Source organism: Marinagarivorans sp. (assembly GCF_982758155.1).
Genome location: NZ_CEXWTU010000158.1, coordinates 1 through 11,801, shown reverse-complemented (window position 1 = coordinate 11,801; position 11,801 = coordinate 1). Strand labels below are relative to the sequence as shown.

Genomic DNA, 11,801 nt, shown 5'->3' with positions numbered 1-11,801 from the left:
CTCAACACTGCCAGTGTTGCGCTCTCCCAGCTGAGCTAAGGCCCCTTAATTAGGGTGGCTGTATTTTAATATTTAAAATCAGCAACTTGGGATAACTTGTTTGGGCTGTGCCGTAACAAGTGCGCGCATATTAAAGCGCTGTTTAAAGCTTGTCAACGCTATCGCGAGGAATTCTGTTATTTCTTATGCATGCCGGCCACATGGGTGCACCCTGCTTATTTACCTGCGCAGCCTAGCCACTTACACTGCGCTGCCCTGTTTTGATGATTATGTACCGAGCCCCATTATGGCCCCAACCCCCAAAAATATTATTTCGGTTAGCCAACTTAACCAACAGGCTAAGCGTGCGCTAGAGCAGACTTTGCCGAGCGTATGGGTGCAGGGCGAGCTTACTAACTTTGCGCAACCCAGTTCGGGGCATTGGTACTTCACCTTAAAAGATAGCCGTGCGCAGGTTCGCTGTGCGATGTTTCGCGGTAAAAATATCATGGTGCGCGAGCCTATTCGCGCTGGCGATCAGATTGTTTGCAACGCCAATGTTAGCTTGTATGAAGGGCGCGGTGATTATCAGCTGATTGTTAATTCGCTACAAAAAGCCGGGCTGGGTGATTTACACCAACAGTACGAAGCTCTAAAAAACGCATTAGCGGCTGAGGGGCTATTTAACCCCGAAACTAAACGCCCGCTGCCGCAATACCCCACCACTATCGGCATTATTAGCAGCCCAACGGGTGCTGCCGTGCACGACATGCTTACCGTACTTAAGCGCCGCTACCCCTGCGCCAACGTTATTATCTACCCCGCCATGGTACAAGGTGCCGAAGCGCCAGCCAGCCTTTTAAAAGCACTTGCACTAGCCAACCAACAAGCCCGCTGCGATGTATTGCTGATGGGTCGTGGTGGTGGATCGTTGGAAGATTTATGGGCCTTTAACAACGAACAACTGGTACGTGCGGTTTACGCCAGCGATACACCTATTGTTAGCGCTGTAGGCCATGAGGTCGATTTTACCCTCACAGATTTTGCTGCCGACTTGCGTGCGCCCACTCCCTCGGCGGCAGCCGAAGCGGCCACACCCAATATGGCCGACATTCAGCTGCAGGTTACGCAGCACCGGCGGCAACTGCAGCAGTTAATGGCGGCGCACATTAGCCACGCGAAACGTTCAGTCGCGCTATTAAAAGCGCAGCTACAATCACCGCAAGATCAGCTTCGCCATCGGCAACAACAATTAGACCACCTCGACCTACAACTTAAACAAGCCTTGTTAAACCGCATCAGTCTTGCCAAACAACAGCTGAGCCTGCATAAGCACCGGCTGCAATTAAACAGCCCTGCGTGGCAAGTAAAAGAAGCCAAAAGCCATCACCAGCGCCTTAGCCTTCAGTTAAATACAACTTTCAAGCGGGTAATCCAGCAAAAACGCGGGCAGCTGCAGCAGCAAGCCGCGTTGCTTAACAGCGTAAGTCCGCTGCAGACTTTGCAGCGCGGCTATGCCGTGGTGCGCACGGACAAAGGCCGAGTTATTGGTAGTGCTAGCCAGGCTAAAGCCGGCCAAAAAGTTGCTGTGAATCTAGCCGATGGGATCTTGGATGCCACAATCGACAAGGTCAGCGCGCCTTAGTACTCCAATGCATCGTCACGGCTACAGGCTGACACACATCAAAAAAACACCGTTTAAACACAACCAAACAGTGTTGATAATTAAGACAATATAGACGAAGCCTTGGCGCGCCATTACACTGCTGGCTTCTTGTCGGGGTGCCTCCTTTAACCAAAGGCGGCTGAGATCCTAATGAAACCCGCCGAACCTGATCGGATTTAAACCCGCGTAGGGAACAAGTGCTATGCCAACACCTTCATCTTTTGCCATTGCTGGCGCCGGCCTTGCGGGCAGCTTGTTAGCCTGGCGGCTACTCGAAACAACCCAGCACCCTATTCGCGTTACGCTGTTTGAAAAAGGCAATTTATCAAAGCCCCGCAGCGCCGCCTATACCGCCGCCGCGATGATTTCGCCCTTAAGCGAAGTGGTTGTATCCGAGCGAGCCATTTACGACATGGGCATGCACTCGCTGCAGTTATGGCCCCAGTGGCTAGAAACGCTCAATAAACACAGCGCCCAACCGGTAAGCTATAACAACCAAGGCAGCCTTGTGGTTGCGCACCCCAGCGATGAAAGCGAGCTAGAACAATTTGCCCAAGATTTGCGCTACCACCTAGGCGAAAGCAATACTGCACAATGGCTAAGCCGTGCTGAGCTTAATACGCACGAACCCGATTTAAGCCAGCAGTTTAATCGCGGGCTATTATTGCCCGATGAAGCCTTCCTGGACAACCGCCAACTACTCACCAACTTACACCAGCGCATTACCGCCTTAGGTGGCAGCATTCAGCAAAATAGCGATATTAGCTTTGAGCCAGAACCCCATTTAGAAGGCAAAGCGCTAACAAGGTTTGACTGTGTGATTGATGCACGCGGCACCGGTGCACAGCAATCGCAAGCTGTGCGCGGTGTGCGCGGCGAAGTATTGTGGGTGCAAACACCGGAAGTCACGCTTAACCACGCCGTACGCTTAATGCACCCACGCTACAAACTTTACGTGGTACCCAAGCCCAATAACAGCTTTATTGTGGGTGCCACCGAAATCGAAAGCCAAGATAGCTCACCGGTAAGCGTACAATCCATGATGGAGCTGTGCAGTGCGCTTTACACGCTCAACCCGGCCTTTGCCGAAGCGCGCATTCTGGAACTGGATGCCAACCTTCGGCCTAGCTATATGGACAATATGCCGGCGATAACATGGAATAAACACGGCAATAGCGTTAGCATTAACGGCCTCTACCGACACGGCTACTTATTGGCGCCGCATTTAATCGATAAGCTACTGGGTCAGTTACGCTAGGCCATTACCACAATACGATGTAAAGACAGCATTCTTATGACGACCACAATCAATATCAGCATTAATGGCGATCGCCAGAATACCGCCGAGAACAATCTGGCGAAGCTTATTGCCACTCTTAATGCTGGCGATCAATACGCGGTTGCGCGCAATGGTGAATTCGTACCCAAACGGTTACACGGCGAAACGCAATTAGAAGATGGCGATACACTCGATATTGTGACACCTGTGGGGGGTGGTTAAATGAAAGGTCCGCTAACGCTTTACGGTAAAAGTTTCGACAGCCGCTTTTTGCTCGGCACGGCTTTATACAGTTCGCCGCAGGTTATGGTGGACTCGGTAAAAGCCTCTGCGTGTAACATTGTTACCCTTGGCTTGCGCCGCCAAAACCCGCAAGAAAAAGATGGCAAAGCCATTTGGGATGCCATTGCCGATACTGGCTGCACCTTACTACCCAATACCGCGGGCTGTAAAAGCGCCAAAGAAGCCATAACACTTGCCGAGATGTCGCGCGAAATTTTTAATACCGGCTGGATCAAGCTAGAAGTGATTGGTGATGATTACAATCTACAGCCCTGCCCCTTTGGCTTGGTTGAAGCTGCCGAAGAACTTATTAAACGCGACTTTCAAGTTCTGCCCTACTGCACCGACGATTTAGTGCTGTGCCAACGTTTATTGGATGTTGGCTGCGAAGTGCTTATGCCGTGGGGCGCGCCCATAGGTACAGGGCAAGGTTTATTGAACCGGTACAACCTGCGCACTTTGCGCGAGCGCCTACCCAACACTCCATTGATTGTAGATGCAGGCTTAGGCGCGCCTTCGCAAGCCTGCGAAGCCATGGAAATGGGATTTGATGGAGTTTTATTGAATACCGCTGTCGCGAAAGCGCAACAGCCGCCGTTAATGGCGAAGGCTTTTGCGCAAGCCATAGAATCTGGCCGCACCGCTTACGAAGGGGGTTTAATGGTTAAGCGCCAAACGGCCAGCCCAAGCACGCCCACTATCGGGCAGCCCTTTTGGCACCAGCCTAAGCCCAACCAGTAAAAAGTGGCTAGCGCGCAGAGAATTGAATTTTCTCTGCGCCCTCGGCCGATACCTCCAGAACATCCGAGGTTGCACACGTACCCTGCTTAATGGCGCTATGGCAATATTGCGAAGCCAGCTGCCCTTCACTATCAAAGTACATTTCAGACAACATTACAGGCTCATTTTTGTCGTTAATAAAGCTGCGATTCACCTGATCTTTAATTTTAGTACGCCACACCACCTTGGACTGAACGCAAGGCTGCTGCCCCACACTTAAGTCAATATCGCGGTTTACAATACGCACTTCTAAATCATTTGAAGCAATACACACCACAGCGACCGGCGCCTGACCGACACCCTCTTCCATAGAATGCATAGCATGGGAGCGCGCTAAGCCAATCGCATGCTGTAGCACCGATTCGGTATCACTCACCCGAGCGCTATTAATCCAGCCCCGCGTAAATGGCGCACTCATAATAAACAATAAAGCTAGCAAAGTAATCGTTACCGCCAGTTCGACGAGTGTAAAACCACGTTGCGCCCGTAATAAGTCCATGCCCCTTTCCCCCTTAATGGCGCCTGCTTTAATAATGCACCCAGTATGGCTTCAGCGGCGAATTATCGCACTTAAGAAGGGTCAAAAATAGAACAAAAACCACACTTTAGAACTAGAGATGGGCCAAAGTTTGATCGAATCGGCAACTTTCGATCATTAGGGCTCGCGCGCTCCGCCTTTAATGGCGACCACCTGCAGCAGGAAGTGCGTCGTAGTTGTTACGTCGGATAACTTCCATACAAGCATTAGCTTCTTCGCGAGGCAGCCCCAATGCACACAAAACATGTGCGCTCAGCTGCAGGCTGGCTTCGAGTGTTTCAGGTACAACGGTTGTTGCTCCAGCGGCGGCCAACGCGTGCGAATGGGAGCGATCTCTTGCGCGGACCAATATAGGCAAGTTGGGCCAACGCTGCCGAATTTGCGACACAATGATTTCGGTTTTAGCGGCGTCGTCTGTCGTCACCAACAAAGCGGATGCTGCTTCGGCACCAGCGCGCTCAAGCACGTCCAATTTGGCTCCATCGCCAAAAAATACCGGCTCGCCCCTTTCCCTTAAAACTTTTACGCGCCGGGTATCGGCATCAAAACCTACGTAAGGAACACCCTGCTGCGCCAAAACAGAAGCCACAGCCTGCCCAACCCGACCAAAACCCAGCACAATGACATGATCATGAAGCCCCTCGGTATCTTCTGTTTTTAGCGTGACTGATGGCGGCTCTTTTAACATGGCCAACTCGACCTTTTGCCCCAACCAAAACAGCAGTGGTGTTAGCGCCATAGACAAGCCCGCAACCACAACCATAAATTGCGCTGTTTCCTTGGGTAAAATGTCGTAAGTAAGCGTTGCCTGCCCAATAACAACAAAAGCAAATTCACCGGCCTCCGCTAACAGTAAACCCGAACGAATACTGGCCCCCCACGTGGGCAAAAAGCAGCGTGCAATCAAAGCCGTAACCGTTGCCTTCAGCCCAATTAGCCCAAATACCGACAACAGCACCCAAATGCCTTGCTCAAAAGCCATTACGAAGTCGATGTTCATACCGACACTCATAAAAAATAAACCCAGTAATAATCCTTTAAACGGTTCAATTTCACTTTCTATTTGATGTCGAAATTCGGTTTCGGCCAACAGCAGGCCGGCAAGGAACGCCCCCAGCGCCATCGAGAGCCCCGCCATACCGGTTGCCACCGAAGTCGCAAGCACAGACAGTAAAATCATGGCGGTAAAAACATCGACACTGCGTGTAGAGGACACCACCCGAAACAAATAACGCAGCACGTAGCGCCCGAGAACAACAATAAGCGCAACCACCAGAATGGCCTTACCCAGCGCACCACCAACGCTTAACCAAAGACTGCCGCCAGAATCATCGCCAAAAACACCCACTAAAATTAGAATGGGCACCACCGCTAGGTCTTGCAACAAAAGCACCGCAAAAGAAGCACGCCCATGCACAGCGCCGTTTTCACCACGTTCGGCCAATAACTGCATCACCATTGCCGTACTCGAAAGCGCTAAACACAGGCCAATAATAATGGCCGTGTTTATTTCATTGCCCCATAACCATGCAACAAAAGAGATCACCGCACTGCACAAAACAACCTGTAAAGCCCCAAGCCCAAAGATTAATCGGCTAAATGCCCGTAACCGCTCAAAAGAAAGTTCTAAGCCAATAGTGAACAATAAGAAAATAACGCCTAGCTCTGCTACGTGCTGCACCCCTGCAGCGTCACTCACAAAACCTAAAGCATACGGGCCAATAACCGCGCCCACCGCAAGATAACCCAGCACAGGGCTTACTTTGATGCGCTTAAGCAGCGGCACCAAAACAACAACCGTTACTAAAAAAGCAACAACTTCTAAAACATAGGGGACGGCAATGATAGGGTGAGCTTCGGCACTCATATTGGTAAGGGTCCTTGATAATGGGAATAATGGGTCGCGGGGGAATGGCTTAGGGGCGAGGCAATAATAGTTTGTCCAATTAGACGAGGGCTCCCGCTTTCTCAACAAGGCGCTCAAAGGGACGCATGCCGGGGCATGTAACGCTTTGAGCAACGCTGTTGAGGGAGTGGGAGGCAAGTATTATTGGATAAAGTATTTTTTCCTCGACCCTTATCTTACCCACGCGTTATTAGCAGTGTAAACCATGCACATAGCATGCGAGCTTAATCGGGCCAAATTGAATACAGGTTTACAGGGAGTTTCCGCTGCTGTTGAGTTTCCGCTACAATGCGCCCTTTTTTAAGCTGGTGAGCGTTATGAACCTAACATCTTTGACCGCAGTGTCTCCTATTGACGGCCGTTATGGCAGTAAAACCGAAAGTTTACGCGGCATTTTCAGCGAATTTGGCCTTATTCGCGCCCGTGTAGAAGTTGAAGTTCGCTGGTTACAACAACTTGCCGCACACCCAGCCATTACCGATGTACCCGCCTTTAGCGCTGAGGCAAACACCATTCTCGACAGCATTGTATCCAACTTTAGCGAAGCGGATGCACAAGCCATTAAAGACGAAGAGCGCGTAACCAACCACGACGTTAAAGCCGTTGAGTACTTTCTCAAAAAGCGCATTGCTGACAATGCCGAGTTAAACGCCGTAACAGAGTTTGTACACTTTGCCTGTACCAGTGAAGACATTAACAATTTATCGCACGGCTTAATGCTTAAAAGCGGACGCGACACAGTATTGCTACCACAAATGCAACGCATCGTAGATGCCATTGCCGATTGCGCCGCACAATACGCCAGCACACCAATGCTAAGCCGCACCCATGGTCAAACAGCCTCACCAAGTACCATGGGTAAAGAATTTGCCAACGTTGCGATTCGCTTACAGCGCCAAATCCAGCAAGTGGGCAAGGTCTCTATTTTAGGTAAAATTAATGGCGCAGTCGGCAACTACAATGCTCACATCAGTGCTTATGCCGATGTTGACTGGCAACAAAATGCCGAGACGTTTGTAGGCTCGCTAGGCCTCACCTTTAACCCTTACACCACCCAAATTGAACCCCACGATTACATTGCCGAACTGTTTGATGCCATCGCACGCTTCAATACAATTCTTATCGATTTTAACCGCGATATTTGGGGCTATATTTCGATGGGTTTTTTCAAGCAAAAAACCATCGCTGGCGAAGTAGGCTCTTCTACCATGCCGCACAAAGTTAACCCTATCTACTTCGAAAACTCTGAAGGCAACTTAGGCTTAGCCAATGCGATTTATGGCCACCTTGCGACTAAACTGCCAATTTCACGCTGGCAGCGCGACTTAACCGACTCCACCGTTTTGCGCAACATGGGCGTTGGTTTTGGTTACGGTAATATCGCTTACGAATCAGCCCTTAAAGGGATTAGCAAATTACAAATTAATGAAGAGCGCTTGGCTCAAGACCTCGATAATGCGTGGGAAGTTTTAGCTGAACCCATTCAAACGGTTATGCGCCGTTACGGCATTGAAAAGCCCTACGAAAAACTGAAGGCGTTAACCCGTGGCAACACCATCGACCAAGCGACTATCAAAACCTTTGTTGACGGCCTAGATATGCCTGAACAAGCAAAAGCTGGCCTTCAAGCCCTAACGCCCGCCAACTACATTGGCAACGCTATTGCGCAAACACAAGACTTACCCGCACAACTTGCCAAACTGAAAGCTTAATATGACCACAACCCCGCTAAGCCATTTAGGCACGATGCCAATCGCCGAATTCCTTCGGGATTACTGGCAAAAAAAACCCCTCTTCATCCCGCAAGCACTATCGGGATGGGAGGCGCCACTGGATGGCAACGACTTAGCGGGGCTGGCACTTGAGAACAGCATTGAATCGCGACTGATCATAGAAAAAACATCACAAGACCCACTGAACAGCCAATGGCAAATGGAACACGGCCCCTTAGCCGAAGAACGCTTTGAAACATTGCCCGAAAGCCATTTCACGCTGTTAATTCAAGCGTTGGATCAAATCTGCCCCGAACTGCATCAACTACTCAACCAGTTTCGTTTTATACCAAATTGGCGAATTGATGACATTATGGCCAGCGTTGCGCCTACAGGTGGAAGCGTTGGGCCACACTTCGATTACTACGACGTATTTTTACTGCAAGCCACTGGAACCCGGCGCTGGCAACTGGGGCAACAGTGCACAACCGAATCGCCACTAATAGCCGATTGCCCACTAAAAATACTCAGCGAGTTTGAAACCCAAGCTGAATACCTCGCCCAACCTGGCGACCTTTTATACATTCCGGCCAATACCGCCCACTGGGGAGTTGCCCAAAGCGACGACTGCACCACTTACTCCATTGGTTTTCGCGCCCCTAGCTATAGCGATATATTGCTCGATTTAACTCAGGACATTGCCAGCACACTCAGCCCAGATATCCGCTACCGCGACCCGACCACAGGCCGCTTTAGTGGCGGCCAAGACTGCGGCGAGATAAGCCATGCCGTCGCAATAGATATCGCCGAGCACTGTAAAAGTTACTTCACGCCCGAGCGCGTGGCCGCTTGGCTAGGTAAAAATTTAACCGAGAGTAAACGCTGCGCGCCCGAAGTCACCACCGGAGACTTCGAAACGGAAGGCTTAATTCTCGCCGCCGACGCCAGAGCTGCCTATACTCTAAGCGCGCCAAACGAAGAACAGCCAAGTGGTTCGAAAACAGCGGGCGACCAGCCAAATAACCTGTGCGCTACCGTTTTTATCAATGGCGACCAATGGCAGGCAAGTTTGCACCTCGCACGCGCGTTATGTAACTATACTGTTATTCAGCCCGAGCATTATTGCCCCGATGACCAAGCCATAATCAAGCAGTGGATTGACCATGAATACCTTAACTTGCCAGACTCCGCCCACGCTAGTCCCTATCGTTAAGGTTCGGCAAGTTAGTTGGCCGGCACAAGCCCCCGAACTCGAAAGCATTCGCGAGCAAGTTTTTATTAAAGAACAAAACGTACCTCCACATCTAGAGTGGGACGGCCAAGAGCAAGACTCACAACATTTCATTGCGTACCATAATGGTACGCCTGTTGGCACCGCGCGCTTAGTTAAACATCACAAACTCACCCGCATGGCTGTTCTTAAAAACTACCGAAATCAAGGTGTAGGGGCAGCACTGCTCAAGTCAGTCTGCCGCTCGGCATTACATGCCGGCATGGAAGAATTAATTGCTGATGCTCAACTCGAAGCCCTAGGGTTTTACCTGAAACATGATTTCACCGTAACCGGCACCAGCTTTCACGATGCAGGCATCCTGCATAAACCGATCAGCAAACCATTAGTCTCGGCCCAATAACACCACCTTTAGTATGGACAATAGTCAACGTGACACCGGCATTAATCGCTTCGAAGATATTGCTCAAGCGCAAGCTTACCTATCTACCTGCACCAGTCTCGCGTTAAGGCATATTGATATTTTCTCGAGCTGCCTCGACAGCCGCCTTTTTAGCCATTCCGACTTTATCGCTAACCTCTCGGACCTAGCCCGCAGATCTCGCCAGAGCCACGTTAGATTGCTGCTGCAGGATAGCCAGCCATTGCGGGGGTGCCGGCATGCTCTAATCACGCTTTCTCAACGCCTTCCCTCAAGCGTAGAATTGCGCGTAGTCAATAAAGATTATGCACGTGTCGAAACCGGGTTTTGTATTGCCGACAGTAAGTCGATGGTGTTTTTTAATAATGAAGAAAACAGTATCGGGTTTTATTGCGAACAGGCCCGCGCCGAAGCCCGGCACGCACTAGAAAAATTCGACACCCTTTGGGAAACCCAAAGCCATACCGACCCCGAATTTAAAACACTCGCGCTATAAACCCACTCATAAAACCGCAAAACAGAGAAGTAAAGCCCAGGACCAATAAAACAAAGGACAGCCAGTTTTTGACCTACATCATCAAAAACGGGGTTCACTTCGGTTTTACCGCCCACCAAAGTCACTACAATAAATTTACGTGATAGCCTTGCCCCTACCAAAAAAAATGCAGTACTTTGTGATAAAGCCACTCCACCCTTGAAGCCAGGGTCTAAACTGAGTAAACCTTGCATACATTACACCCTTCAATAAATGGAAAAAAACATGAGCTTATTTGAACGCATTGGTGGAGCCCCCGCCGTAGAAGCCGCCGTAGATATTTTTTACCGTAAAGTATTAGTGGATGACCGCATTAGCCATTTTTTCGATTCCGTGGATATGGACGCCCAAATCGCAAAACAAAAATCGTTCTTAACCATGGCATTCGGCGGCCCGAACAGTTACACGGGTAAAGATATGCGTGAAGCCCACAAGAATATGAACCTGACTGAAGAACACTTTAATGCAGTAGTAGAAAACTTAGCCGCTACATTAACCGAGCTTGGTGTTGCCGAAGACGACATCAACGAAATCGCCGGCATTGCACTAAGCGTTAAAGACGACATTCTGAACCGCTAGGAACAGCAAGGGCAATAGACCAGCCTAAAGGCCTATTGCCCAATTTCACGCAATGCACGCAAACTTAAAGTGATAATTCTATGACGGTTATTCAATATCAGCCTGACGACACCAACACCCACTGCGTGATATTGGAAAGTGACGAAACTGTTCTTGAGGCCTTAGTGGCTGCAGGGCTAGATATTCCCAACGCTTGTAGAGCTGGCGCCTGCCAAGCCTGTAAGCTGCAAGCGACTCACGGGCAAGTTCCCGCAATAGCCCAGCAAGGACTTTCTAACGCCGAAAAAACATTAGGCTATTTTTTAAGCTGCCAATGCCGCCCTACCGAAGACCTAACACTGGTAAACCCAAAAGCACAAAAGCGTGTTAATGCCGAAGTATTGTCAGCAACAAAACTAAGCGACCATGTATTACAGGTGCGCCTAAGTTCAGAAATTCCTTTTCTAGCCGGGCAATTTTTAACCGTTTGGCATAAAGGCAACACTGCGCGTAGCTATTCAATCGCCAGCACCCCAGATGAAGGTTTTATTGAGTGTCATATCAAGCATATTCAAGGCGGCGCTTTTAGTCCCTTTGCCTTCGAAACACTTAAAGCGGGGGATTCATTAGAAATACAAGGCCCAATGGGTACCTGTATTTACTCGCCAAACGAATCAACGCAACCGCTATTATTGGTAGGCCTTAGCACAGGCCTTGCGCCACTGTATGGTATTTTAAAACAGGCGTTATCTCAGCAACATACAGGGCCGATTCATTTAGTGTGTGGCGCAAAAAATGCGCAAGGCATTTACTTAAAAGACGTACTAAAGCAACTAGAAAACTCTCACCAGAACCTTAGCGTAGACTTTATCGTGCAAGAAGAATCAGGCAGTGAATTTACAACCGGCGACATT

Annotated in this window: 12 protein-coding genes and 1 riboswitch; of the genes, 10 read left to right on the top strand and 2 right to left on the bottom strand. The window is 49.8% G+C overall.

What is annotated here, in order from left to right:
• The first annotated feature begins 286 nt into the window (after window positions 1-286).
• The 4 genes from xseA to AC3A8L_RS15100 all read left to right on the top strand — a co-directional run bounded on the left by xseA (window position 287) and on the right by AC3A8L_RS15100 (window position 3,947).
• Window positions 287-1,624: an exodeoxyribonuclease VII large subunit gene (gene xseA / locus AC3A8L_RS15115; protein WP_487963103.1), complete on the top strand. Its 1,338-nt coding sequence runs from the start codon at window positions 287-289 to the stop codon at window positions 1,622-1,624.
• Window positions 1,625-1,747: 123 nt separating this feature from the next.
• Window positions 1,748-1,855: riboswitch (TPP riboswitch) on the top strand.
• Entirely contained in the window at window positions 1,848-2,903 is a 1,056-nt protein-coding gene (thiO, locus tag AC3A8L_RS15110; protein WP_487963102.1) for a glycine oxidase ThiO, read from the top strand. (Overlaps the previous riboswitch by 8 nt.)
• Window positions 2,904-2,939: 36 nt before the next feature.
• Window positions 2,940-3,146 (top strand): sulfur carrier protein ThiS, encoded by a 207-nt coding sequence (thiS, locus tag AC3A8L_RS15105; protein ID WP_487963101.1) that lies wholly within the window; start codon window positions 2,940-2,942, stop codon window positions 3,144-3,146.
• The gene (locus tag AC3A8L_RS15100) at window positions 3,147-3,947 is read left to right on the top strand and encodes a thiazole synthase (protein WP_487963100.1); all 801 of its coding nucleotides are present in this window, start codon (window positions 3,147-3,149) and stop codon (window positions 3,945-3,947) included.
• 7 nt (window positions 3,948-3,954) lie between these two features.
• Here the strand turns inward: AC3A8L_RS15100 and AC3A8L_RS15095 are convergent, their stop codons facing one another.
• A complete protein-coding gene (locus AC3A8L_RS15095; RefSeq protein ID WP_487963099.1) occupies window positions 3,955-4,485 on the bottom strand; it encodes a pilus assembly FimT family protein in 531 nt (176 codons plus the stop codon).
• A gap of 178 nt (window positions 4,486-4,663) precedes the next feature.
• Entirely contained in the window at window positions 4,664-6,391 is a 1,728-nt protein-coding gene (locus AC3A8L_RS15090; protein ID WP_487963098.1) for a monovalent cation:proton antiporter-2 (CPA2) family protein, read from the bottom strand.
• Between the two features lie 356 nt (window positions 6,392-6,747).
• Between AC3A8L_RS15090 and purB the strand changes: the two genes are divergently transcribed.
• The 6 genes from purB to AC3A8L_RS15060 form a co-directional block, all read left to right on the top strand.
• A complete protein-coding gene (purB, locus tag AC3A8L_RS15085) occupies window positions 6,748-8,142 on the top strand; it encodes an adenylosuccinate lyase (protein ID WP_487963097.1) in 1,395 nt (464 codons plus the stop codon).
• A 1-nt stretch (window position 8,143) separates the two neighbouring features.
• Window positions 8,144-9,355, top strand: coding sequence for a cupin domain-containing protein (locus AC3A8L_RS15080; RefSeq protein ID WP_487963096.1), 1,212 nt, complete (start codon window positions 8,144-8,146; stop codon window positions 9,353-9,355).
• Window positions 9,306-9,776 (top strand): GNAT family N-acetyltransferase, encoded by a 471-nt coding sequence (locus tag AC3A8L_RS15075; RefSeq protein ID WP_487963095.1) that lies wholly within the window; start codon window positions 9,306-9,308, stop codon window positions 9,774-9,776. Before AC3A8L_RS15080 ends, AC3A8L_RS15075 begins: the two co-directional genes overlap by 50 nt.
• 13 nt (window positions 9,777-9,789) lie before the next feature.
• A complete protein-coding gene (locus AC3A8L_RS15070) occupies window positions 9,790-10,290 on the top strand; it encodes a DUF7931 domain-containing protein (protein WP_487963094.1) in 501 nt (166 codons plus the stop codon).
• 264 nt (window positions 10,291-10,554) lie between these two features.
• On the top strand, window positions 10,555-10,908 hold the full coding sequence (locus AC3A8L_RS15065) for a group I truncated hemoglobin (protein ID WP_487963093.1): 354 nt from the start codon (window positions 10,555-10,557) through the stop codon (window positions 10,906-10,908).
• An 80-nt stretch (window positions 10,909-10,988) separates the two neighbouring features.
• A partial coding sequence (locus tag AC3A8L_RS15060) for a 2Fe-2S iron-sulfur cluster-binding protein (protein WP_487963092.1) occupies window positions 10,989-11,801 on the top strand: 813 nt, incomplete at its 3' end.

Coding starts and splice junctions, on each gene's coding strand:
- AC3A8L_RS15090 (WP_487963098.1), bottom strand. CDS start 6,391: ATGAGTGCCGAAGCTCACCCTATCATTGCCGTCCCCTATGTTTTAGAA.
- AC3A8L_RS15095 (WP_487963099.1), bottom strand. CDS start 4,485: ATGGACTTATTACGGGCGCAACGTGGTTTTACACTCGTCGAACTGGCG.
- xseA (WP_487963103.1), top strand. CDS start 287: ATGGCCCCAACCCCCAAAAATATTATTTCGGTTAGCCAACTTAACCAA.
- thiS (WP_487963101.1), top strand. CDS start 2,940: ATGACGACCACAATCAATATCAGCATTAATGGCGATCGCCAGAATACC.
- AC3A8L_RS15070 (WP_487963094.1), top strand. CDS start 9,790: ATGGACAATAGTCAACGTGACACCGGCATTAATCGCTTCGAAGATATT.
- AC3A8L_RS15075 (WP_487963095.1), top strand. CDS start 9,306: ATGAATACCTTAACTTGCCAGACTCCGCCCACGCTAGTCCCTATCGTT.
- purB (WP_487963097.1), top strand. CDS start 6,748: ATGAACCTAACATCTTTGACCGCAGTGTCTCCTATTGACGGCCGTTAT.
- AC3A8L_RS15100 (WP_487963100.1), top strand. CDS start 3,147: ATGAAAGGTCCGCTAACGCTTTACGGTAAAAGTTTCGACAGCCGCTTT.
- thiO (WP_487963102.1), top strand. CDS start 1,848: ATGCCAACACCTTCATCTTTTGCCATTGCTGGCGCCGGCCTTGCGGGC.
- AC3A8L_RS15065 (WP_487963093.1), top strand. CDS start 10,555: ATGAGCTTATTTGAACGCATTGGTGGAGCCCCCGCCGTAGAAGCCGCC.
- AC3A8L_RS15080 (WP_487963096.1), top strand. CDS start 8,144: ATGACCACAACCCCGCTAAGCCATTTAGGCACGATGCCAATCGCCGAA.